22 protein-coding genes and 1 riboswitch are annotated in these 24,880 nt (G+C 43.4%); of the genes, 11 read left to right on the top strand and 11 right to left on the bottom strand.

The genetic code is table 11. The features are described 5' to 3' along the window. The first annotated feature begins 240 nt into the window (after positions 1–240). The 6 genes from MHI33_RS01805 to MHI33_RS01780 are packed head-to-tail and all read left to right on the top strand — an operon-like array spanning position 241 to position 7,730. Positions 241–699 carry a PTS sugar transporter subunit IIA gene (locus MHI33_RS01805; RefSeq protein WP_044139206.1) on the top strand — a complete coding sequence of 153 codons (459 nt, stop codon included), beginning with the start codon at positions 241–243 and terminating at the stop codon, positions 697–699. Beyond that, complete coding sequence (locus MHI33_RS01800; RefSeq protein ID WP_007498438.1) at positions 696–1,025, top strand: PTS fructose transporter subunit IIB; 330 nt, start codon at positions 696–698, stop codon at positions 1,023–1,025. The genes MHI33_RS01805 and MHI33_RS01800 overlap by 4 nt, the downstream gene beginning before the upstream one ends. Positions 1,026–1,061: 36 nt before the next feature. Then, positions 1,062–2,180 carry a PTS fructose transporter subunit IIC gene (locus MHI33_RS01795; RefSeq protein ID WP_065098710.1) on the top strand — a complete coding sequence of 373 codons (1,119 nt, stop codon included), beginning with the start codon at positions 1,062–1,064 and terminating at the stop codon, positions 2,178–2,180. A 28-nt stretch (positions 2,181–2,208) separates the two neighbouring features. Beyond that, the gene (gene mngB, locus MHI33_RS01790; RefSeq protein ID WP_217012762.1) at positions 2,209–4,872 is read left to right on the top strand and encodes a mannosylglycerate hydrolase; all 2,664 of its coding nucleotides are present in this window, start codon (positions 2,209–2,211) and stop codon (positions 4,870–4,872) included. A 57-nt stretch (positions 4,873–4,929) separates the two neighbouring features. Continuing rightward, positions 4,930–5,814: an ROK family protein gene (locus tag MHI33_RS01785; protein WP_217012763.1), complete on the top strand. Its 885-nt coding sequence runs from the start codon at positions 4,930–4,932 to the stop codon at positions 5,812–5,814. After that, on the top strand, positions 5,811–7,730 hold the full coding sequence (locus tag MHI33_RS01780) for a BglG family transcription antiterminator (protein ID WP_340908614.1): 1,920 nt from the start codon (positions 5,811–5,813) through the stop codon (positions 7,728–7,730). The genes MHI33_RS01785 and MHI33_RS01780 overlap by 4 nt, the downstream gene beginning before the upstream one ends. Positions 7,731–7,788: 58 nt before the next feature. On the opposite strand, the gene arr is transcribed toward MHI33_RS01780, so the two are convergent. The 4 genes from arr to licT all read right to left on the bottom strand — a co-directional run bounded on the left by arr (position 7,789) and on the right by licT (position 13,043). Beyond that, a complete protein-coding gene (gene arr, locus MHI33_RS01775) occupies positions 7,789–8,205 on the bottom strand; it encodes an NAD(+)--rifampin ADP-ribosyltransferase (protein WP_065098706.1) in 417 nt (138 codons plus the stop codon). A gap of 467 nt (positions 8,206–8,672) precedes the next feature. Continuing rightward, on the bottom strand, positions 8,673–10,094 hold the full coding sequence (locus MHI33_RS01770; protein ID WP_126741731.1) for a glycoside hydrolase family 1 protein: 1,422 nt from the start codon (positions 10,092–10,094) through the stop codon (positions 8,673–8,675). 19 nt (positions 10,095–10,113) lie between these two features. Beyond that, on the bottom strand, positions 10,114–11,973 hold the full coding sequence (locus MHI33_RS01765; RefSeq protein WP_340908610.1) for a beta-glucoside-specific PTS transporter subunit IIABC: 1,860 nt from the start codon (positions 11,971–11,973) through the stop codon (positions 10,114–10,116). A gap of 233 nt (positions 11,974–12,206) precedes the next feature. After that, positions 12,207–13,043, bottom strand: coding sequence for a BglG family transcription antiterminator LicT (gene licT, locus MHI33_RS01760; protein WP_034664343.1), 837 nt, complete (start codon positions 13,041–13,043; stop codon positions 12,207–12,209). Positions 13,044–13,228: 185 nt separating this feature from the next. Between licT and MHI33_RS01755 the strand changes: the two genes are divergently transcribed. After that, the gene (locus MHI33_RS01755) at positions 13,229–13,429 is read left to right on the top strand and encodes a hypothetical protein (RefSeq protein WP_185108614.1); all 201 of its coding nucleotides are present in this window, start codon (positions 13,229–13,231) and stop codon (positions 13,427–13,429) included. Positions 13,430–13,463: 34 nt separating this feature from the next. Here the strand turns inward: MHI33_RS01755 and MHI33_RS01750 are convergent, their stop codons facing one another. After that, complete coding sequence (locus MHI33_RS01750) at positions 13,464–15,083, bottom strand: APC family permease (RefSeq protein WP_034664347.1); 1,620 nt, start codon at positions 15,081–15,083, stop codon at positions 13,464–13,466. Between the two features lie 343 nt (positions 15,084–15,426). After that, on the bottom strand, positions 15,427–16,395 hold the full coding sequence (trhO, locus tag MHI33_RS01745; RefSeq protein WP_044139195.1) for an oxygen-dependent tRNA uridine(34) hydroxylase TrhO: 969 nt from the start codon (positions 16,393–16,395) through the stop codon (positions 15,427–15,429). Positions 16,396–16,584: 189 nt separating this feature from the next. Between trhO and MHI33_RS01740 the strand changes: the two genes are divergently transcribed. Further along, positions 16,585–17,658: an iron-containing alcohol dehydrogenase family protein gene (locus tag MHI33_RS01740; protein ID WP_407707543.1), complete on the top strand. Its 1,074-nt coding sequence runs from the start codon at positions 16,585–16,587 to the stop codon at positions 17,656–17,658. 50 nt (positions 17,659–17,708) lie between these two features. Here the strand turns inward: MHI33_RS01740 and MHI33_RS01735 are convergent, their stop codons facing one another. The 4 genes from MHI33_RS01735 to MHI33_RS01720 form a co-directional block, all read right to left on the bottom strand. Continuing rightward, a complete protein-coding gene (locus MHI33_RS01735; protein WP_044139194.1) occupies positions 17,709–18,536 on the bottom strand; it encodes an aldo/keto reductase in 828 nt (275 codons plus the stop codon). A gap of 90 nt (positions 18,537–18,626) precedes the next feature. After that, positions 18,627–19,034: a DUF5301 domain-containing protein gene (locus MHI33_RS01730; RefSeq protein WP_340908599.1), complete on the bottom strand. Its 408-nt coding sequence runs from the start codon at positions 19,032–19,034 to the stop codon at positions 18,627–18,629. A gap of 27 nt (positions 19,035–19,061) precedes the next feature. After that, positions 19,062–19,523 carry a DUF523 domain-containing protein gene (locus MHI33_RS01725; protein WP_217013225.1) on the bottom strand — a complete coding sequence of 154 codons (462 nt, stop codon included), beginning with the start codon at positions 19,521–19,523 and terminating at the stop codon, positions 19,062–19,064. A 353-nt stretch (positions 19,524–19,876) separates the two neighbouring features. Continuing rightward, positions 19,877–20,335, bottom strand: coding sequence for a MarR family transcriptional regulator (locus tag MHI33_RS01720; protein WP_003216997.1), 459 nt, complete (start codon positions 20,333–20,335; stop codon positions 19,877–19,879). A 216-nt stretch (positions 20,336–20,551) separates the two neighbouring features. Here MHI33_RS01720 and MHI33_RS01715 point away from each other — a divergent pair, with 216 nt between their 5' ends. Beyond that, complete coding sequence (locus MHI33_RS01715; protein WP_265209014.1) at positions 20,552–21,319, top strand: GNAT family N-acetyltransferase; 768 nt, start codon at positions 20,552–20,554, stop codon at positions 21,317–21,319. A gap of 42 nt (positions 21,320–21,361) precedes the next feature. On the opposite strand, the gene MHI33_RS01710 is transcribed toward MHI33_RS01715, so the two are convergent. After that, a complete protein-coding gene (locus MHI33_RS01710; RefSeq protein WP_003217034.1) occupies positions 21,362–22,534 on the bottom strand; it encodes an MFS transporter in 1,173 nt (390 codons plus the stop codon). A gap of 77 nt (positions 22,535–22,611) precedes the next feature. After that, a riboswitch (purine riboswitch) is annotated at positions 22,612–22,711 on the bottom strand. A 394-nt stretch (positions 22,712–23,105) separates the two neighbouring features. Here MHI33_RS01710 and proS point away from each other — a divergent pair. Together proS and MHI33_RS01700 are read left to right on the top strand one after the other, a co-directional pair. Continuing rightward, entirely contained in the window at positions 23,106–24,539 is a 1,434-nt protein-coding gene (gene proS, locus MHI33_RS01705; protein WP_265209013.1) for a proline--tRNA ligase, read from the top strand. A gap of 142 nt (positions 24,540–24,681) precedes the next feature. Continuing rightward, the gene (locus MHI33_RS01700) at positions 24,682–24,858 is read left to right on the top strand and encodes a hypothetical protein (protein WP_167331440.1); all 177 of its coding nucleotides are present in this window, start codon (positions 24,682–24,684) and stop codon (positions 24,856–24,858) included. The last annotated feature ends 22 nt before the right edge of the window (positions 24,859–24,880 follow it).

Below are 24,880 nucleotides of genomic sequence, written 5' to 3'. Positions count from 1 at the left end.
AAAAGACCCCCTTATCTTTTGTAATACCTTGGAAGAATATCACAGAAATGCATTTAGTAGAATCTGTTTTTTGCATAATTAAACTCGTTTTAAGCTAGGATTTGAGATAACAGACAGCAAGACGAATAGCTTCATAAACTTTTTGCCATTTCAAACGGAAAATGATGCTATTTAACCATGTCGAAAAGTACATTACAATCAACTTGTAAGCGCTTAACAAACAAGAGAGAAGGGATCAGCTTGTTTCAAAAAGATCATGTTTTCACACAAGTAAACGGACGATCAAAGAATGAGATTTTACAATACATTGCCGAGAAAGCTGAAGACCTTCAGATTACAAACGATCAGGCGGGGTTATTATCAGATTTGTTGATTCGCGAAGACGAAGTCTCAACAGGACTTCAACAAGGCTTCGCCATTCCTCATACAAAAAGCTCCGCTGTTCAAACGGCTTCACTTCTTTTTTTAGAGCTAGAACAACCGATTGAATGGGGAAGCTTTGACGATTTACCCACAAGTTATTTATTTACACTGCTCGTTCCATTAGAAGAAGCAAATGTCACACACTTGAAATTACTGTCAGGGATTGCGACAAGCCTCATGGAACCGGCTTTCATCGAAAAAATACAACCAGGTCAAACCACTGACTACTATTACGAAGTCATTGAACAACAATTGAAAGAGGGGATTACACAATGAAAATTGTCGGTGTCACTTCATGTCCAGCAGGGTTAGCTCATACACCAATGGCAGCAAAGGCGTTAGAAAATGCGGGTAAACAGCTCGGTCACGAGATCAAAATCGAGCAGCAAGGGATTATGGGACAGGTAAATGGCATTACAGCAGAGGAAGCAAAGCAGGCAGACCTCTGCATCATTGCCTCCAACCAGCACATCAACGATGCGGAACGTTTCTCAGGCATTCCCACAGTACGTGTCGAGATCGGACGCGCCTTAAAAAATGCCGAGCAAATCATCACAAAAGCTGTAGCACTTGTTGAAAAGAAAAAATCTGAATCTCAATAAACGTGAGCAATGCCATATAGAAAGGAGCAAAGCAAAATGAAAGCAAAATTAAAAGTCATTGAAGGCCATCTCATGACCGGTATTTCTTATATTCTTCCTGTAATCATTGGCGCCTCCCTTATCGTTGGTTTAGCCAAACTAGTCGGATTAGGATTTGGTGTTTCAGATTTAAACGCCTATAAGGATGCTGGCGGCATTTTACACGGCGCCTATTTAATGGAGCAGGTTGGCTGGACAGGCATTGGGTTAATGAACGTCCTGCTCGCTGGATTTATCGCCTATTCGATTGCGGATAAATCAGGGCTTGCAGCCGGCTTCATCGGCGGTGCCCTTGCCAGCTCAACGAATGCTGGATTTATCGGTGCCGTTATTGCAGGCTTCTTCGCAGGATATGTCGCTCTTTTTGTGAAACGGAAAATTCAAATTAAAGGCTCCGCAGCCGGACTTGTTCCTCTGCTCATCTTACCGCTTATTACCGTTGGCTTAACTGGACTTCTCATGTCCGTTCTACTGGGCGGGCCTTTAGGCGCTTTGAACACGGCATTAATTGAATGGATCAAAGGTATGGTCGCTAACGGGACAAGCACACTCGCACTCGCTCTCATTTTAGGTGCGATGATTGGCTTTGATCTTGGCGGACCAGTGAATAAATCTGCTTGGATGGCCGGTAACGCGCTCTTCCTATCAGGCGTCTACCTCCCTGCCATTCTCGTCAATATTGCGATTGTCATTCCGCCGCTTGGATACGGGCTTGCGACACTGATTCGAAAACGCAACTTCTCTCCAACCTTTAGAGAAGCCGGACGTGGCGGCCTTGTCATGGGCATTATCGGTATTACAGAAGGAGCGATCCCTTTTACCCTTGTCAATCCTTTGAAATTGATTCCGCTGAATGTCGTCGCTTGTGCTGCTGGAAGCGGGGTCGCTGCATTATTAGGTGTTCATGACATCATGCCGCCAATTGGTGGACTATATGGCTTCTTCTCAGTTGGAAACTGGTGGGCTTATTTAATCGGTGCCCTTACTGGCGCACTCGTCATCGGTATTGGTGCCAACCTGCTTGTGAATTTCTCTGAGAAAAAAGAACCAAAAACACCTGAGCATGATCAGAAGCAGAAAGAAGAAGACGATTTTGACCTTGTACTAGAAGGATAATTTGCACATAGAAAGGTGTCGTTGATCAATGACTGTCAATGTACATGTGATTCCACATACTCACTGGGACCGGGAATGGTATTTCACCACCTCCCGCTCCCGTATCTACTTAATGAAAAGCGTAATGGACATTTTAGACACCCTTGAAACAGATGACAGGTTCCATTACTTCATGCTCGATGCTCAGGCATCCTTATTGGATGATTACTTGAAATGGCGTCCTGAGGATGAGAGTCGAATCAAAAAGCTCGTCACAGCCAAACGTCTCATCATCGGCCCATGGTATACCCAAACCGACCAGCTCGTCATTTCAGGTGAATCGATTGTACGGAACCTGCAATACGGGATTGAACGCTGTCAGCAGTTCGGTCATGTGATGAAAGTCGGCTATGTCCCTGATTCCTTCGGTCAATCCGCGCAAATGCCTCAAATTTACCGCGGATTCGGCATTGTGGATACAGCTTTTTGGCGCGGCGTTTCAGACCATATGACGAATCACACTGAATTCAATTGGCAAGGTGCTGACGGTAGTGAAGTCTTTGCGGTAAACCTGCCATTTGGCTACTACTACGGTGGAAATATTCCTGAAAAGGATGAGGACTTACAAGCCTTTTTATCTGAAAAAATCGGTGCGCTGCAAGCAAAGGCAACCACAAAGAATGTCTATTTCCCAAATGGCTTTGATCAGGCACCGATCCGCAAAAACCTGCCTGACTTATTAGAAAAAGCCAATGAACTTGACGAGCACCACTATCAAATCAGCAGTTTAGAAGATTACATTGCAGCAGTGAAAAAAGAGCGAACGTCTTTTGAAACTTTAGAAGGAGAGCTCATTCATGCGAAGCATATGCGGATTCACAAATCTATTTTTTCAACACGAGCTGATTTAAAAATCTTAAACAATCAAATTGAAAACTATCTCGTCAATGTGGTGGAGCCTATCCTCACGATCAGCTATTCACTCGGACACGACTATCCGCATGATACGGTTCGTGATATTTGGTACCTCATGTTTGAAAATGCAGCGCATGACAGCATTGGCGGATGTAATAGTGATACGACGAATCAAGATGTCTTCTTCCGCTACAAACAGGCAAAGGAAATCGCCGAGAATCTTGTGGACTTACACATGCGTCTCATCGCTATTCGACTGCAAACTGAGCAAGACATCACACTTACGTTATTTAATACATTGCCTTCAAAGCGTTCTGAAGTCATTGAAGTCGAAACCTTTATCACGGAACGTCCATTTACGCTAAAAGATGCGCATGGGAGAACGCTTCAGTACACAGTGAAAAACAAAACCGATGTCACAGATTATGTGCTGGCACAGCAAATTTCTCTTAACCCAAGTAAAGAAGTGTACATGCCAAAACAAGTATGGAAAGCCGTTTTACTGATCGAAGCCACCAGCTTACCATCCGTTGGTTATACACAAGTCAGCATGGTTTTCGATGAATCAAGCGAATCTGCATGGGAACAAACAGAAGGACGCGCGATTGAAAATACGTATTACCGCATTACGGCAAATGACAACGGATCACTGGAGATCACAGATAAACAAACAGGCCGGACATTCTCTGAGCAAATGATCTTTGAAGACAATGGAGACGACGGGGATTCCTACAATTATTCACCACCGCGTGAGGATCTGTATGTGTCATCCAAGGATCTTTCTTCGGCAGACATCAAAGTGTCTAAAAGCGGCTTGCAAGAAGAGCTCACCGTCCAGCTTACTCTTACTGTCCCTTATGACTTAGAAGAGCGCTCTCAGCAATCAGTCACGACTTCACTCCCAATCACAGCGAAGATAGCATTAAACAAAGATGAGCCTGTCATCCGTTTTCATGTCGATGTCGACAATCATGCGTTAGACCATCGTCTGCGTGTCCTCTTTGATACAGGCATCGCATCAAAGGTATCACTGAGCGATCAGCAGTTTGGAACCATCGAACGCCCAACAGAGCTCACGCAAGAACTTGAATGGTGGAGCAATGAACATTGGGAAGAAAAACCGATCACCATTGAACCGATGCAATCCTTTACTGCACTTCGTGATGAAGCATACGGTGTCGCTCTGTTGACGGACTGCGTGAGAGAATATCAGATCACAGGAGAAGGCTACACAACGATTGCGTATACGCTTTTCCGTTGTTTCGGAAAAATGGGGAAAGAAAATCTTCTTTACCGTCCAGGACGCGCATCTGGCGAAAAAATTGTTGAGACACCTGACGCTCAGCTACAAGGTGCACTGTCGTTCTCATTTGGCATGCACTATAGCAAGGATGCTGTCAGCGAGGGGCACTTAGCGCAGCTTGCCAAGCGGTATACAACCCCAGTTCAATGCTACGAACGGGCAGACTTTTTAAACGGTCGTTTAATTTTCTCTTTCCGAGATGAAAAAGAAGACTTACAATCTACTTATAGCCTGCTTGACATTGAGACAGACGGAGCCATTCTAAGCGCTCTGAAAAAAGAAGAGCATGGAACAGGCATTGTCATCCGTCTCTTCAATCCATATTTAACGCGTCAAACAGCCGCTTCAATCAATAGTTCATCTCTACAACACGGAGAAACAGCGAATTTAGGCGAAACACCTGAAGGACATATACTCAAAGCACAACATGGATCATTACACATTGAACCGCTCACACCTTGTCAGGTACAAACCTACATTGTAAAGAAAAAATGAACATGTAGGGGCGGGATCCATTTGGATTCCGCCCCTCTTTAATGGAGGGCATTGATCATGCGAATTGGAGGCATTGAAGCAGGCGGAACAAAATTTGTCTGCGGCTACGGAACAACAAATGGAACGATTGAACACATGACTTCCTTTGCAACAGGAAACCCAATTGAAACATGCCGGCAAGTGATCGATTACTTTACAAAGCATCCTGTCGATGCCATTGGCATTGGAGCATTCGGGCCTGTCGATGTAAAAGAACAAAGTCCAAGCTATGGGACGATTTTAGAGACACCCAAAACAGCCTGGCGCCAATTCCCTTTACTTTCTACTTTAAAACAAGCCCTTGGGCTCCCGATGAAGCTTGATACCGATGTGAACTGTGCAGCACTCGGAGAAGCCCGCTTTTCAGTTGAAGCAGAAAAACCGGCATCTTTGGTCTATATCACTGTTGGAACTGGAATAGGCGGCGGTGCCTATATTGAACACCGCCTCATTCACGGGTTGCTGCATCCAGAAATGGGTCATATCACAGTGCAGCGGCACCCTCATGATTCCTTTGGTGGCTGCTGCCCTATACATCATGATTGTTTAGAGGGGCTGGCATCTGGACCTGCCATAGAAGGACGCTATCATACACTGGCACCCATGCTGCCAGAGGATCATCCTGCCTGGTCACTTCATGCCTACTATCTCGGGCAGATGACCGCCAATTTATTACTCACCCTTTCGCCAGAGCGCATCATTCTCGGCGGAGGTGTGATGAAACAGCCCGCTATGCTGCCGCTCATTCTTGATGAAACAGAAAAACGGCTTCATGGGTATTTGCAACTGCCAAAGCCTTTAAATGAAATTATCACCAAGCCATCCTTTGATGGATTATCAGGTTTAATGGGCGCTATCGCTCTTGGTAATGATGCCTTACAGGCGCAAGGAGCCGCGCAATGATGATGACGGCAGATCCTCGAACCTATCAGCTGATTCAGCGGCTATTTGAAACGAAGGGGTTCGTGAAGCTGGAGGAGCTTACTGCCTCTTTTCGCTTATCTGACCGCTCCATCCGCAATTTAATTAAAGAAGCAAATGAGCAGTTAAAGGAAGCTGGAGCCAAGATTAAAACGATCCGCGGAAAGGGATACACCCTATTAACGAGTGATCAAGACGCCTTCCTGCTTTGGCTTCATCAACAAAAGCTTCCTGCCCGCTCTCTCGTCCCCGTCATGCCAGAAGAGCGTGTACGATTTATGATGAGAAAGCTATTGCTTCAACCGGATTACTTAAAAATTGACCAGCTGGCTGAAGAACTGTTTATCAGCCGCATGACGGTCAGCAGTGATTTGAAAAAAGGACGAGAGCTGTTAGCCCGTTACGGTATGACCCTTGTGTCAAAGCCTGGATTTGGCTTGAAAATTGAGGGAGACGAGTTGCAAAAAAGAACATGCTATGCAGACTTACTCCTTGAAGAAGAGCCCGCACTTTCTCATATCACCGAGCGGGAGCAGCTCCATTTTCCCGATATTTCTCTTGAAACCATTCGATCTATTGTCCTGACGAACCTGCATCAAGAGTCATTGCTCATTAAAGACATTGCTTTAAAGAACTTAGTCATTCACTTAGCAATTGCGATTCAGCAAACACGAAAAAACCAGCGAATATCGGCGAGTACCACTCGTACACAACGATCACCAGTCTTGATGAAAATTGCCCAAAAGATCATACAGCAGGTGAGTGACACCTTTCATGTCACCTTATCAGAGGATGAAACAGATTACTTAGTCATGCATCTATTGGCAAATCAAACGTGGAAAGAAACCGCCCAGCATCAGACGACAGTGGAAGTTCAGCAGGCGGTTGCGGTCTTTCTACAGCACATTGAGAAAATGAGCGGACATCGATTTGCAGATGACAACATCCTGCAGCAAGACTTGATGCTTCATATGAAGCCATTATTAAATCGAATCCAATATGGCGTATCCTTACAAAATCCGCTTTTGCATGAGATCAAAGCGTCCTATCCATACCCGTTTGATTTGGCTGTCAGCGGGCTGAATGCCTTACAGCTGGTGCGGACGCCAAATGAAGATGAGGCAGCATATGTTGCCCTGCATATCGCCGCTTCATTTGAAAGAAGTCAGCTCGATACCTCGCAAAAAAAGAAAGCCATTATCGTGTGCGGGTCTGGATTAGGGACGGCAAGACTGCTTGAAATTAAATTAAAGGCAGCCTTTCAGCACGAGCTGGACATCGTCGAGCTTTATTCCTATCAGGATTATCTCATGAGCACCACCCTGCCCTGTGATGTCATCATTACAACCGTCCCACTCGCATCAAAGGGAAAACCAGTGATACAGGTCAGCGCCTTTTTTGAACATCATGATGTACAGCGGGTGAATGAAGTCATTCATTTATTAAATGGACACGGGACTCCCTCGAAAGAACTGATGGCGTTTTTTCAAGAACGATTGACCTTATTGAACGCTGACCTATCCAGTAAGGACGAGGTATTAGACACACTATGCAGCCGTTTAGAAACGTATCAGCTAGTATCGTCATCTTTTCGGTCCTCGGTGCTTGAGCGGGAGCAAATGTCGTCTACCTATCTTGGAAGAGGAATTGCCATGCCGCACCCGCTCATCACAAATGAAGGCACATCCTGCGTAGCCATCGCACACTTAAAACAGCCAATTGACTGGCAGGGAGACCAAGTATCACTTGTCTTTTTATTAGCCATTCATAAAGATGACGCAGCCTGCATGAATCAATTCTTTGAACAGGCCGTCGATTTACTGGACAATCCAAACCGCATTCACTCCCTGAATCAATCGAAAACATATGATGAGCTGATGGATGCGTTGTTTCAATAAGATCAAACAAAAGGCCGCCCAGCTATTGATGAGGCGGCCTTCGTGTGATTGAGAATCATCAATCGTATATGACATTTTTTCCTTCTTCACTTAATTTCTTTAAAGAGCTCAGCATATGATCGATTTCTTCATCGGAATGTCTTTCCCATGAACCTAATTCTGCGACGATTTTCAAAGGGGATTTCGACCGATAAGAACGTGTGGGGTTACCCGGAAATTTTTTGTCAGTCAAATTCGGATCATTTTCAAACTCGCCTAATGGTTCTACAAGATAAATTCTCTCTTTCGCATCAGATCTTGCTAATTCAGCACCCCACTTGGCTGCGTTTAATGTTCCGGTGAAATAGATATGGTTTGATTTTTGATCTTGATAATTCGATAAATACTGCGGTTCAAGCAGATCTCCAATCTTCAATTCCGCTTTCGTCCCATGAAAAAACGGGCCAGGATCTAAAACTTGTTGCTTGTCATTCATATAGCCGCACCCCTTATCGTTTTTGACTTGCGTATAACAGTATACGGCCTGATCTGGGCGGAAAACAGTCTATAAATGAGATTACATTCGGGGTATAATGATAGTAGAGAGTAAGAAGTGATTCGATCTAAAAAAACGGAAACTTCTCATTAACACCAACAATGACAAAAACGAGAATCCCTTCCACAGCTGACAGAGTCACAATCACGCCATGGTTCATTGGGTATTCCCTCGCAATCAATTTCTGACCTATATAATTCAAAGCATAAAAAATGAAAAACAATAAAAAAAACAGAAAAAGAATCGTCATCATATAAACAACCCCTCCCTTACAATGGATATTAAACCATTTTTTACAATATATCATCAGACTATCATTTTAGAACAACTCGAACAATATCATCTTGCCATTAGAGTGAACGAAAAATAGCCAACCACCCACATGAGGTGATTGGCTTTTTTATTTGTTACTCCCCGATGTTCTCTCCATTTTGCTGAATCAAGGTTTCATACCAGTAAGAGCTCTTTTTACGGATTCTCTTCAGGTCTTTTAGGTCAAATTCATCGCGGTTGACGTAGATGAATCCGTAGCGCTTGGAGCACCCTTGGTGTGTGCTGATTAAGTCGATAGCGGACCACGGGCAGTATCCGAAGACCTCGACGCCGTCTGTGATCGCCCATTTGATTTGTTCGATATGCTTTTCTAAATAGTCAATTCGATAATCATCTTGAATCGATCCATCTTCCTCTAATTTGTCGAAAGCACCCAATCCGTTTTCCGTGATAATAAGAGGCAGCTGATAACGGTCGTAAATCTCACGCATCGTTGATCGGAAGCCGACAGGGTCAATCTCCCAGCCAAACGCATTTTTACTTAGGAACGGGTTGTTGCCACCTTTGTATACACCGTCTTCACCAGATTTCAAATGCTGATCTCCGCCGCGTGCAAATTCATCCTTGCCATCTCCTTTACTCGCTTCAACCGTTTGAGATGTGTAGTAGTTAAAGGCAATGAAGTCCGGCTTCGCGCTTTTCAAAATATCCATATCTCCCTCTTCGATGACAGGAAGAATGTCTTTTTCCTTCATGTATGCCCACGCAAGGTTGTTATAACGGCCGAAGACTGCCATATCAAGATAAAGCCAGTTGCGGATCGCATTGTAATTCGCCGCAGCAAGCACATCCTCAGGCTTTGGAGAAGCCGGATAAATGAGCGCGATGTTTGGCGCTGGTCCAATTTTCGCTTCGGGCAACATTTGATGACAAAGCGTCATGGCTTTCGCCTGAGCGACGAGCATATGATGGTTCTGCTGATACAGTTCTTTTTTCGGATTTTCTAAATTTGGATCAAGTGTACCGAGCGCTGATCCATGTAAGATCATCATGTTTTGTTCATTAATGGTCAGCCAATATTTCACCTTCTGACCATACTCCTGAAATAGAACCTTTGCATACCGTTCAAACGCATCTACTGTCGCACGATTTGACCAACCGCCTTTTACTTGAAGTGCATGAGGCAGATCAAAATGATACATCGTCACGATTGGTTCAATATCATAGCGGCGCAGTTCATCGATGAGAGAATGATAGAATTCAATCCCCTTTTGATTGATCTCCCCATCTCCATTTGGAATGATCCGTGTCCATGCAATAGAGAAGCGATAAGCCTTCAAACCCATTTCTGCAAACATCTTCACATCCTCTTTATAGCGGTGATAGTGATCGCTTGCGACTTTAAAATCTGTTGTTCCTTCAGGGTAACTTGCTCTCATATCAATGACAGATGGTCCTTTGCCATCCTCGTTCCACGCACCTTCTACTTGATAGGCGGATGTAGATCCGCCCCAGAAAAAGTCCTTTGGAAATGGTGCTAGTGTTGAATATCTCATAATTTCTTCCTCCTCTTGATTAAACGAGATGTAAAAATGATTGTCCTGGTGTGATTTGTTTTTCTTCTGTTTCTATGATATCGCTAAACTCACCTGAATTGGTAATAATCACTGGTGTTGTGACGGACAGGCCGGAAGCTTGGATGGCTTCAATATCAAACTCCGCAAGCAATTCGCCCTCTGTGATGGTTTGCCCCTGTACGACCTTCGGGGTAAAATGCTGACCGCCTAATTGTACGGTATCAAGTCCAATGTGAATGAGCACTTCTGCTCCGCTTTCAGAAGTAAGACCGTACGCATGTCCTGTTGGGAACACCGTTGTCACAACTCCTGATACTGGTGCAAACAGCTTGCCTTCTGATGGAATGATGGCTGCACCCTTTCCTAGTGCACCAGATGAGAATGCCTTATCCTGTACTTCCTCTAGCTTGATCACCTCACCCTTTAAAGGACTTTTCACATGAGCTGCTTTGACCCCATGTTCGTTTTCCATTGTTGGTGCGGCAACCGGTGCTGACGTTTCATCTTCATCTACTGGATCCTTAAATCCAATCAAGTAAGTCAAGACGATGGATAGAACAAACGAGACCGAGATTCCGATGATGAACCCTGTAAACCCTTGTCCGTAGAAAATCGGAAGTGTCAGTAAACTTGGAAGTCCTGACGCAATCGCAATACTTTGTGAATAACCGATGATCGCACCGCCGACCCCAGCAGAGATAACGGCTGCAATAAATGGTTTTTTCAAACGAAGTGTGACCCCGTATACAGCTGGCTCTGTGATCCCAAACACGGCAGAAACCGCTGTTGATCCAGCCAATGATTTCAGCTTTTTATTCTTTGTTTTCAGCATAACACCGATGGAAGCACCGGCTTGTGAAAATACAGCTGGCGCAGTCGCCGGCTTGATATGATCTTTTCCATGGACGGCAATATTATTTAAAATCACTGGCACTAGACCCCAGTGGATACCGAAGATCACAAGAACCTGCCATGCCATCGCAATTAAAGCACCTGCAAGTGTAGGACTAAAGGAGAATACTTTCAGCAAGACAGCGGCAATGCCGTTCCCTGCATACACACCAAATGGTCCGAATACAATGAGTGTCAGTGGAACAACCGTGACAAGTAAAATCAGTGGAGTAATAAAGTTTTTGACACTTTCATGAATGACTTTGTTAAAGAAATGTTCGATATATCCCATGACAAACACTGCCAAAATGATTGGAATAACCGTTGATGTATAAGACATTAAGACGACCGGAATACCGAAGAAGGTCACATCTCCGCCGCCTTTTGACAATTCTTGAATGGTTGGGTAAATGAGTGCACCAGCAATCGTCACAGCGACAAATGGATTCGCTTTAAACTTCCTCGCCGAAGTGAATGCGAGCAGTAATGGCAGGAAGTAGAACAAGCTGTCAGACGCAGCAAATAAAATTTGATACGACGTATCTTCAGGTGATAACCATTTTGCATTGATACAGATCCCTAATAGACCTTTTAAAATACCAGCACCTGCCATGACACCGAGAAGTGGTGTGAAAATACCAGAGACAATGTCGACGAATTTTCCGAAAAGACTCGTGCTCTCTCCACCTGATTTTGCAGATGAAGAAGTGGACTCCTCTAATAGATTTGTAAACTCCCCAATCTCTCGATAAACCTCTGGTACAGTATTGCCAATGACTACTTGAAATTGGCCGCCGCTTTCCATAACAGTTACAACGCCATTTAATTTTTCAATGGCTGCTTTGTCTGCTTTTGATCGGTCATTTAATGTGAAGCGAAGTCTTGTAGCGCAATGGACCAGTGAATGAACGTTTTTCTCTGTGCCAATGAGTTTGATAATGTCTTCTGCTAATTGACGATAACTCATACAAAAACCCCCTTTTTTTCAAAAAAATACGTTTTTGGGCAAAATAAAAACCTAAACGGGCACCAAAAATAGTCGCAACTGCTATTGCGCTTTTTCAGTGAACGTTTAGGTTTTGCCTGCCGAACAGTCACAATCCTCTAAGACGATCATTGTGAAACCGTATTCTTTTATGTTTATGAGCAAATAGTACCACTCTGCTTTTCTTATGTCAACGCTTTCTTTTAAAACTACCTTTATTTTTCTCGTTTGATCAATCGATTCAAATGAATAGATAGATACAGCATCTCCTCTGATGTGAGATCTCGGTGATAGGTTTGATAGACATATTCTGCGATTTTCTTTGCACATTCGTATGCCTTCGGATATTTTACCTTGATAAGCTGATACAAGTCATGATCTTCGCTGACAAGCATTGTTTCGTTCATCAGACGCTGGACGAAAAAGCGTAAATGCGTGAGAAAACGATAAAAGTTGAGCGAATCTTCATCAAATTCCATATTGAGATGATATTTCACAATGGTGAGAATGGCGTTTACTTCTTTTGTGATATTGACCGTTGTATTCATGTCCTCATTGAGCTCTGCATTAATGATATGCATAGCAATAAAGCCTGCTTCATCCTCAGGCAATTCAATATGTAGACGCTCTTCAATCATCTCAAGGCAGTCCTTTGCCACAAGAAATTCATCTTTGTATAAGCGTTTAATCTCCCAAATGAGCGAATTCTCAATGAGGTGATTTTTCTTCAATCGTTCGATGGCGTAATGAATATGGTCTGCGAGTGATACATGCAGACTTTCGTTTAATCTTCGGTTCAGCTTTGTATGTGCATATTGAATCATTTCTTCGGTTACCTTGACCACATCATACGGAACCTCCAGAAGCAGCATTTTCATCCGCTCATGAACGGAATGATCCTCTAGTCGAAAGACTTTATCGATTAACGACTCGTCTACCGGGTCCCCGGGTCGCCGCTTGAACGCGATACCTCTCCCCATGACGACGATTTCTTTCCCTTGTTCATCTATCACACTAATGACATTATTGTTTAGAACTTTTTGTATCTGCAACCCCAAACACCTCCGTCTATGAACCACAATCTTCTCTCAAAATATGCTCTCATCTTAACATAACTGTCAAATCACTTGGTGTTTTTATCTGACTTTTGCAATAGATTTCACCATAATTCTCCCCCGTCATAGCTGGTCTGATCCTTCAATTGCCTGCATACAATACTCCGAGGAGGTGACCTTCAGTGAAGGCTTTTTTCTGGTCTGCATCATTTCTTTTCATGCTTCTATTCACACTCGTCTTTCTAGGAATCGTGTTTTTGCTTAGTGGACAAGGCATGAATCAGCTTTGGAAGTATGTGCTCATCTCATTTGTCACAGCAGCCGTTTTGCGCGGTGTCACCACTTGGCTAAGGCAGCACGTGATGCATCATTTATCAAAATAAAACGGCTGCCCGTAATATTCAGGCAGCCGTTCCTTTATTCTTTGGATGATGCGGCTTCTTGCGTAGAAGTACGCAGCTCATCATTGATTTTTTTCGCATCCTCTAGAAATTCTGTTTCAAATCCACTTTTGAGTGCCCACATATAAAATAGCAGAGCAACCACTGTAATAAGAGCCATGTCCCAGCCATAATGAATGACGTTATAGCCGCCGAATTTGTCACTGCCAAGGCAGGAAATCGTCATCATCACAAGTAAGTACACGACCATCCAAGCACCCGCCTTGAAGTTGCGGCCGAAGCCTTTCCACTTCGCTTTTGCTTGATAGTAAAAATAGATAGGAAGACCGATGAGAATAATGAATAGCACCTGACCTGTTAACGGCCATCTCGCCCAATACAGCGTCAATGACGCAAAGACAAAACCGAGAGGAGCAATAATGCTGAGTCCTTTTATTCGAAGGGGACGATATAAATCTGTCCCTGTCTTTCTCAGTGTCATGACAGTTACTGGGCCTGTCAAATAAGAAATAAGTGTCGCAACAGAAATGATTTCCGCAAGTACACCCCAGCCTCTAAACAAAAACAGAAAGATAAACGATACGGCTAAGTTAAAAAACATCGCTGGACGAGGCACGCCATAAATAGGGTGCAGACGACCAAGTACACTTGGCATGTATTTGTTTTTTTCCATTCCATAAATCATACGGGATGTCGTCGCCGTATACGTAATGCCTGTACCAGAAGGTGATACAAACGCATCTGCATATAAAATCAGAACCAGCCAGTTAATCCCAAGCGCAATGGCAAGGTCAGCAAATGGCGAGTTAAAATTCAAATGTCCCCATCCATTCACAATCATGGACGGATCGACAGCACCGATAAAGGCGATTTGTAAAAGAACATAAATCACAGTCGCAATCAAAATGGATCCAACAATAGCAATCGGAATTGATCGGCCTGGATTTTTCGCCTCACCCGCCATATTAATCGGGCTTTGGAAGCCATTGAAGGCAAACACAATTCCTGATGTCGCAACAGCTGTCAGCACACTCGCCCAGCCATTAGGGGCAATACTTGTTCCAGAAGTAAAATTCTCACTATGAAAACCTACGAATAAGAGCGCACCAATTGTTAATCCTGGAATGACAATTTTAAACACGGTAATGAATGTATTGGCTTTTGAAAATAACCCTACTGTCCAATAATTGAGCAGAAAGTAAATCACAAGAAGCACACTGGCGACCATGAGCCCTTCTGTCGTCAACACCCCTTTTGTGACCAAATGGCTTGTCCACTTTGCCCATTCCCAAGGCCATGAACTCATATACTGGACAGAAGCCACCGCCTCAACCGGAATGACGGAGACAATTGCGATCCAGTTTGCCCAAGCGGCAATAAACCCGATAAAAGAGCCGTGTGAATATTGCGTATATTTCACCATTCCCCCTGCCTCTGGAAACATCGATCCGAGTTCACTATAAGACAAAGCGATAAATAAAATCACAACCATCCCAATCAACCAGGATAAAATAGCAGCAGGACCTGCAATTTGAGCGGCACGCCAAGCACCGAATAGCCATCCTGAACCAATGATTGAGCCAAGACCTACCATCATTAAAGCGAAAGTTCCCATTCTACGATGTAAATGATTCATGTTCATAACACCTTTCGATTAAATTACAAAGCATGTGCCCAAGTAAGCACCTTTCTTTCATTGCAGCTCACTTTTCATTCAATTGACAAATATTTCTTCAACTAAATCTTTACCCTTGTTCATTTTTTCGCCTGTTTTATAATCTCTCAATTCTCCATTTTCTGAAATAGTCGAACATGCTTATTTCTTAAGAAAGCGCTTTTTCAATGCTTCAATCTATTAGACTGAATAACTACCTTTACCCTTATTTTGAAAAAAACAAAACAAAAAAGAAAGAGGAAATGAACCCCCCTTTCTTCTGAGCCCTATCATGTATAGAAAAAAGGATAAAGGGGGTTTCCCTCTATCCTTGTGAGATTGCTTGTTCTTGTTCAATCACAGCTAGTCTTTCTTGCACTTCTTCTTCAGACAGGTTGTGCTGTTTCACATAAAGGTTACGTTCACTCGTACGACATTCATGGCTGCAGCTGCGCATATACTTATGCTCGCTTTCTTCTGTTGCAATCATTTTGCGGTTACATGCAGGGTTTGCACAGTTCACATAACGCTCGCAAGGCTCACCAGTGAAGAAATCTTTTCCGACAACCACATGCTCTGTTTGATTCACGGGCACTGTTAAGCGAGTATCAAACACATAGCATTGACCATCCCAAAGCTTCCCTTGAACTTCTGGATCTTTTCCATACGTGACTATTCCGCCGTCAAGCTGAGAGACATCTTCAAAGCCTTCACGCTTTAACCAGCCAGAGAATTTCTCACAGCGTACGCCGCCTGTGCAATACGTCAGGATTTTTTTCCCTTCAAGAATCTCTTTATTGTCACGAATCCACTCCGGTAATTCGCGGAATGTCTCAATATCAGGACGAACTGCCCCTCTAAAGTGGCCGACATCAAACTCGTAATCATTACGCGCATCTATCACAACGGTATCAGGTGATTGCATTTGCTCGTAAAACTCGACCGGGCTAAGATGTTTACCTGTTAGTTCTAACGGATTCACGTCATCTTCAAGGCTCAGATTCACTAGTTCATTCCGATGGCGGACGTGCATTTTTTTAAACGCATGACCATCTGTTTCATCAATTTTGATCGGCATAGACGCAAAGCGCGGATCTTCTTTTAATGCTTGCATGTACTTGTCCGTTTGCTCAAGAGTTCCTGAAACCGTTCCGTTTATACCTTCTGATGAAACAAGGATACGGCCTAACAAACCAAGCTCCTTACAGAATGCTAGATGCTCTGCTGTAAACGTCTCTGGGTCCTCAATGGGGACATATTGATAGTAAAGTAAGACACGATATTGTTTTTCCATATATATAAACACCTCTTAAATTTAATGAGAACATACCGTTCTTTATCATACAGGAAATACATACCTAAAGGCAATGACAGCGGCTCAATTCCATAAAACGGAAGGGTCTTTCTTCTCATATTTGACAGAACTTTCAGTAAAATGAGATGATTTATGAAATATGATGTTGTAAAGGAGCAGAACGCAATGATCCAGCCAGAAGATATCGTCAGAAGCGGTCCAAACCAATTTATTTCTCAAAAAGGCATTTATCATGAACTCGATTCACTTGTTTCTCCATCCTTCCAGTCGCCCGCTGTCGTGACGGGATATGATTCATTTCATGCTTTTTCACAGTATACAAAGCTTCCGCCATATTGGCCTGTTGTTCAGCACCAAGGATACAGTTCACCCAATGCAATCACTCGAATTGCAGAAGAACTGAAAGAGGCAGATGTGGTGATTGGGATTGGAGGCGGCACGATTTTAGACACCGCCAAGTCAGTAGCAAAGGCTCTTCAAATTGAAGTGATCATGGTTCCAACCATCCCGGGGACATGTGCTGCATCTACACCGCTTAGCGTCATTTATGATGACAAGGGAAATTTCATGAGAGTCGATTACCATAAACGGTCCAGCTACCTCACGCTCATTGATCATACATTTTTGCTCTCGTCTCCTCTTTCCTACCTTCAAAGTGGGATTGGAGATACGCTGGCCAAATGGTATGAAGCAGAAGCCATTATTCGAAATGCAAAGGATTCCTTGCCGCTCATGGTGCATGCAGCACTAAAACAGGCGGTATACGTGAGGGATATTCTTGTTTCCCATAGCGAAGAAGCTGTCCACAGCTTGCAAACGGGTCAGCTTTCGCAAGCATTTGCAGATGTAACGGATACCATTATTACATTAGCTGGCACGGTCGGCGGCTACGGAGGACGCTACGGAAGAATGGCAGGAGCCCACGCCATCCATAACGGATTGACGTTTATTGAGGAAACACACCATATGTTACATGGTCAAAAAGTGGCATATGGCATTCTTGTTCAGCTTGCCGCAGAAAATCGAATGAGCGAAGTAGAAGAATTACTTGAGCTTTATGAAACACTCGGATTACCTAGAAATATGCGTGAGCTTGGCATCACAGCTCAGCTGGAAGAAGCCGCAGAAACAGTGGCAAGCCATGCTGCACGTGCAGACGAAACCTTTTGCCTGATTGGAGAGTATTCCAAAGAGCAAATTGTCGACGCCATTCAAGTCATTGAAAACGTAACAGCCTCATAAAATCGTTCAATTAGAAAAGCACAGGCATCCCACCTGTGCTTTCCTTTCGATTAAAAATCAAAGTTATCTGGATCTGGACCTGTGCGCTCATCTTCATTGAGCTGATCGATGACGCCCATCTCATGTGCGGACAGCTCGAAATCGAAGACTTGTGTGTTTTCGATGATTCGACTCTTCGTCACAGATTTTGGAATGGTGATAATACCATGCTGCAAGTCCCAGCGAAGAATGACTTGTGCCACGGATTTGTCATGTTTTTTCGCAATATCCTGAAGAACAGGATGGTTCAGCAGCTTCCCGCTGCCTAATGGTGACCACGCTTCTACATGAATCCCTTTCTCCTTGCAGTAGTCTCGTAAAGGCTCCTGCGTCAGCTTGGGATGCAGCTCGATTTGATTAACCATTGGCACAACTTCTGCTTCTTCTAATAGATCATCTAGATGGTGCTGATGGAAGTTACACACACCGATGGCTCGAACGCGTCCATCCTTATACAGCTTCTCTAGTGCTTTCCAAGTATCTTTATATTTACCTTCAACTGGCCAATGAATTAAATAAAGGTCTAATACATCTAACCCTAGCTTGTTCATACTTGTTTCAAAGGCTTCAAGTGTTGATTCATAGCCTTGATCACGATTCCACACCTTTGTCGTAATAAACAGCTCATCGCGAGAGATGCCTGATTGCTGAATGGCTTTGCCTACCCCTTCTTCATTTTGATAGGCAGCTGCTGTATCAATGCTGCGGTAGCCCGCTTCAAGAGCGTCTGTGACTGCATTTACAGCCTCATCCCCATCTTTTACTTGCCATACACCGAAGCCTAGCTTCGGCATTTTTACTCCGTTTGCTAATGTGACTGTATCTGTTAATCCACTCATCAAACAAACCTCCGCTTCATTTTTGCTTACCAAGGACTATACCCAAATTTTTGATTGATCATGCATGAATTTTCGCTGGTGTTATTTGATCTATTGTCCTATATCGAATTGATTGGCGTCAACGATTTGGTATTCGCTTGTTTGATCTTTCTTTTTAGAAAAATCATATGTCATTAAAAATGCCTGATCATAGAAAGTCAGACCGTATGTTTCCTTCTTATTCTCATACACCCTGATCCAATAAGACTCTTTTGTGGCTTTTGTGGCTTCATTGGTTTTTTTTAATGTCACATCTGAAAGTTCCTTCAACAGCTTTTGAATGTCTTCTTTCTTGTCCAAAACAACACGTTTATCATCATGCTCAATTTGAATCGAAGTCACCTTATTTTGATCAATCGAGACCACATCATCGAATGAGTATGTTTTGGCATTGATCATAAAATAAATACCAATTCCTATTAAAATGACTACAACTACACCAATGATCCACTTTTTCAACCTAACTCCTCCTTCTATTCGCCACACCTATTGAAACAACGACATCCAATCCTCCTCCTCAGAGAACACTTCAATCCCGTGCTGTTTCAGCAAGGCGGACGTCACACCATCTCCCGCTTTTGTCTTACCGTTAAACTCTCCCAGATAAATCATCCGACTCCCGCAAGAAGGGCTGTACTCTTTTAGCACAACCGCTGTTGCTTTCAGAGACTGAACCTGTTCCAGCGTCGCTTTCGCACCTTTGACATACATCTCTGTGACATCAGTTCCATGCACATCAACAACAGCAGCCTGCCCCCGTAAAACATCATGTCCATCTCCGTCAATGATTTCTGCGGGAGGTCTAGGCGTAGAGAAGCCGCCAAGCAGTTCAGGACAAACTGCCACAGCCTTTCCTTCCTGCACAAGCTCTTCGATTCGCTGATCTAATCGATGGCTGCCATTATACCGGACCTTCAACCCAGCAAGACAAGAGCTGACCACAATCATGAATGTTCCTCATTTTTATGGATTGAACGTTTTTTACTAACTTTAAAATAAATACATACAGGCAGATAGAAGATCGTGTACCCTAAAAAGGGCAAGGCACAATACAAAGCAGACGCCCAAACAGGTTCTTCAACTCCTGTGATGCCAAAAAAGTAAACAAATAATAGCAAGCTGACAAACAATCCCACGAACGGCATGATGGTTGCGGACTTTTAAAAATTTTCCATCATTTCTTTCCCCAAAGAAACTCCCTCCCTTTCAACAAAACCACGAATAACGTCAATATATGTTAATTTTACCATATAAAAAACCGAAATCATCTCATTTTCTACGATGGTTTCGGTTTTTTAAATCTATATTTTTTCTTTCCATGCCTTCAAAAAGCGCTCAATCACTTGTAATTCATCTTCATGAAACTGCTGGAGAAATTCTAAGTAGGACGCGACAGCTTTCTCATGTAATTCATCATGCAGTGCCGCCAATTGCGTGCCTTTCTCTGTCAATGAATAGTAGACAGATTTTTTATCCCCTTGCCGGTGGCAATAGTCCACCATGCCTTTATCGATTAGTTTTTTCACAGCTTTTGTAATAGCGGGCTTTGATAGTTTCAGTTGTTGAGAAAGAAATGTATTATTTGATTCGTTTGGATTGGCTTGAATCATTGATAAAATGTGAAGCTGTGTGAGTGTCCAATCTTGCTTGAGTGTATCAGTCGTGGTAATCAGTGGATCTGTTGGATCATTCCTTCTCTTTTCTCTATGAATAATCAGATCTTGAATCGCTTTTAATACAATCTGCTCTTTAGTCTCCATCTGAACCTCCACTCTTAACTGGTTAATAAAATGGTACTAATAATTAAGATAGGAGTCAAAAGAAATGTCAGTGTGATAAAAAGAACAGGCCATCAGACCTGAAAATGGTATATGTACTTTTCTACTAGATGATCTATGATGTCACAGCTCCTCTTTCTTTTATTTGCTATCATTCATAGGGGATGACATCCAATTTTTGATGAAAAAGGTGAGCTAATGAAAACCGAACAACACATCGCCATTCGCCAATTAGAAGAAAAGATCCACCTGTTTTCTTCAGCTGTGAACGGAACCTCCCTCGCAACGGACGATTTCGTACTATCCAATACTCACATATCGACAGACACATTCAATTTGCTATTACCGACATCAGCGCAAATCAAAGATCCGCAAAAAGTAAAAACGACCATCGAACACTTGCAATCACAGAAACCATCATTCAGTACGTGGGTGGATCACCGCTTACTTCATCCTGATTGGACTGATTTACTAAAGGAATATCAGCTTGAAGAGGTTGAACGTAATACCATCATGATGCTTGAACAGACAGAAGGCATGAACCCATTCACACCTTCATCGCTTTTAATCAAAGAAGTACTTGATGACCAGACACTGCTTGATTACAAAAATATCTTTATCGAGCTATTCAAAGAGTCACCGGAGGCTATCGCCTTAGAGAACTATTTCCAGCGTTTTTCGCTTGAAGCTATACAATCACGCGCTCGCATGTTCGTCGGATATGCAGACCACAAACCGGTCACAACAGGCTTATTACTCGAAGCAACCGATAGCTACGGTATTTATGATGTCATCACAAAGGCAGATCACCGCGGAAAGGGACTTGGCAGTGACATGTTTCATTACCTTCTGACCCAGACAGACAACAAACAGAAGCGCGTCCTGTTACAAGCATCGTCGGACGGCAAAAATATTTACCAACGTGCCGGCTTTCAACCAATCGGCGAAATGGTTGTTTTTGAATAGAACATAAAAAAAGCTGCCTATCATAGGCAGCTTCATAGGCAGCTATTCAGCACGATGCTGACGATCCATATAAAGTGGTGGTCTTTTCAACGAAATCACCGCACAGCTAAACGCAATCAGCACAAACACTGCACCGAACTTCGCCAGATCAACAGATGAACCGGTCATCGTAAATAGGACACCGCCAACCGCTGATCCAATTGAGATACCAATTTGCAAGGCCGATGTATTTAAGCTTTGCTGAATATCAGACGTCACAGGATCTGTTTGAATCAAATAGCTCTGCAAGGCAGGCGTTAATGCCCAGCTAAGCGCTCCCCATAGGACAACCATGATCATAAAGAGGACAAACACACCCGCTGTATAAGGAATGATAAACAACACAACCGCAAACGCGATTGTCACCAGCAAAATGGCTTTCCCTGAACCCAGCTTGTCACTAAGCCAGCCGCCTAACCCATTCCCGCCAATAGATGCAAGCCCGAAGACCAAATAACAAATACTAATCCAGAACGGGGTCATATGCAGAACTTCCATTAAAAACGGAGTGAAATAAGAATAAAGCATATAATGACCTGCAAGCATAAACAAACTGATCAAATGTGCACTAAAAATTTTCGGATGCCCTAAAGCACGAATTTGCTCTCTAAGAGGTGTCACTTTTTCAACAGGCATTTTCTCCAATAGGAAATAAATTAGCACCATCGATATCGCTGATAAAATACTGATTCCTAAAAACATCACTCTCCAGCCAAAGCTCTCTGTAATAAAAATACCGATCGGTACACCGAGAACAAGTGAAGAACTAATCCCAATAAAAATCAGCCCTAATGCCTTCGCACGATGCGCTGGTTCCACCAACTTAGCAGTGATCGTCAGTGACAACACCACCACTAGCGCTGTACTCATTGCGATCAATACCCTAGAGATCATGACAAGGGCAAATGTCGAACTAAAATATGTGAATACATTCCCTATTGTAAACACCAATAACGCGATTAAATAAAGACGCTTTCGTTCAATTTTAGCTGTGGCAGTCAGCAGCACAGGTGCTGAAATGGCATACACAATGGCAAATACGGTGATAAGCTGCCCAGCTGTCGCAAGAGATACATTCAAATCCTCTGCAAGGCTTGGCAAAATGCCTCCGACCACAAGCTCAACTAATCCAACCGCAAAAGTAGAAACGGCTAATAAATATACTCTCCAGTTCATGTCTAACATCCCTTCTCTATATCATCGCTTTCACTTTTGATACAGGGTGAAGACAAACAAAAAAACCCTGATTACAAAAAAGGAAAGCACGCTTTTGTAATCAGGATTTATCGGATCCTGGTAGAAACCCTCAAACCATATTATTGAGGTTATACAAGTCTATTTTTCTTCAAATATAGTAGCATATGCTTACATAACTGGCAAGCTATAAAAATAGGAAATGACTGCAAATTCACGATCAAACAAAGCACTCTGAACAGCATGAAAAGAAACCCCAGTACAACTTGCTTTCTCCTGCATTTACAGGTAAACTGATGAAAAATCAACGAACATTGATCAACGTAGATCTGGAATAGTAGCTTGAATTGACCTTTAACAGAGAGGGAACGGTGCTGAGAAGTTCCTACTGACATCTTCAAGTGAACCTGCCGATTTAGTTCTGTTTCATACAGCGGTTCATACCGTTATCATGGTCGAGTGTAAAGCTGTGCTTTAAATTAGGGTGGTACCACCAGGAATGGTCCCTAACTTAAAGCACAGCTTTTTTGTTTTTTAAAAGGAGGAATATGCAATGTCAAAGAAACAATTTGTTGAAAAAATCACAAGCATGGAAGACGACTTTGCCCAGTGGTATACAGATGTTGTCACAAAGGCGCGCCTCGTCGATTATTCAAGCGTCAGAGGCAGTATGATCATTCAGCCATACGGCTTTAAAATTTGGGAGAATATTCGGGACGAACTGGACCGCCAAATCAAAGAAACAGGGCATGAGAATGTGTATATGCCGCTCTTTATCCCAGAAAGTCTGCTGCAGCAGGAAAAAGACCATATCGAAGGCTTCGCTCCTGAAGTGGCGTGGGTCACACATGGCGGTGAATCCGAATTACAGGAAAGGCTCTGCGTCAGACCGACCTCTGAAGTACTGTTCGCTGAGCATTACAAAAACATCATTCATTCCTACCGTGATTTACCGAAGCTTTATAACCAATGGGCGAATGTCGTCCGCTGGGAAAAGACCACACGTCCATTCCTTAGAACGCTTGAATTCCTATGGCAGGAAGGACACACATGCCATGAGACGGAGCAAGAAGCGATTGAGGAGACAGAAAGAATGCTTCACATCTACGCTTCTCTTTGCGAAGAGCTCCTTGCCATTCCTGTCATTAAAGGGAGAAAAACAGAGAAGGAAAAATTCGCTGGTGCCCGCTTCACCTATACGGTTGAAAGCCTGATGCATGATGGAAAAGCGCTGCAAACGGCCACTTCTCACTTCTTTGGAAACGGCTTTGCCAAAGCATTTGGCATTGAATTCTTAAACCGCGAAGGAAAGCTAGAGCATGTCCAGCAAACCTCTTGGGGCTTCACCACAAGAATCATCGGTGCCATGATCATGGTGCACGGCGATGACAGAGGACTCGTCCTTCCGCCAAACATTGCGCCAACCCAAGTGCGAATCGTGCCAATCGCCTCTCATAAAGAAGGTGTACTCGATCATGCCTACGAGTTGAAAGATCGACTCACCCGCATCGTACGTGCTGACATTGATGCAAGCGATAAACAGCCAGGCTGGAAGTTCAACGAATGTGAAATGCAGGGCATCCCTCTACGTGTCGAAGTAGGACCAAAGGACATCGAAAAAGGACAGGTGATGCTCGCAAGACGAGACACTGGTGAAAAGCAAGCTATCACATTAGATGCACTTGAACAAACCATCACATCCACGCTTGAAGATATTCAACGGACGATGTACGAAAAGGCGAAAGAGCGATTACATGAAAAAACATCAAAAGCTCACACCATCGAAGACATTGAGCACATTCTTTCAGAAGAAAACCGATTGATTAAAGCCATGTGGTGTGGTGACGAAGCCTGTGAGAACCACATTAAAGAAAGAACAGGGGCGACCTCACGCTGTATCCCATTTGAACAGGAATCTGTTTCAGACACATGTGTCTGCTGCGGAAAACCTGCATCTGATATGGTGTTCTGGGCAAAAGCCTACTAATAATATGGACAAAAGAGAAGCATCCTGGAAATGCTTCTCTTTTGTTAAAAAGATCCAAACACCCATTGACCTCACCTACACGATCCCCTATAATTCATATTAATATAATCGGTTTTTAAGACTTTAACTGGAGTGGTGATGTATGAAGCGCTGGCCCTCACTATTTGCCGAACGTTGCCCAAAATGTAAAACAGCATTAGAAGTCTCTAAGTCCAATGCCCTGCAAGGCAAAGTCGTGAAAACATGCCCCAACCTTCATTATCAAAAAGAGTACCACCCAGCACTTGAAACGTATATCGAGCACGATGACGTCAAATAAAAAAGACCAACACGTGTGAAGC

It is taken from the genome of Bacillus sp. FSL K6-2971, assembly GCF_038006405.1.
Taxonomy (GTDB): domain Bacteria; phylum Bacillota; class Bacilli; order Bacillales; family Bacillaceae; genus Bacillus; species Bacillus pumilus.
This window is presented reverse-complemented; position numbering and strand designations above follow the sequence as displayed.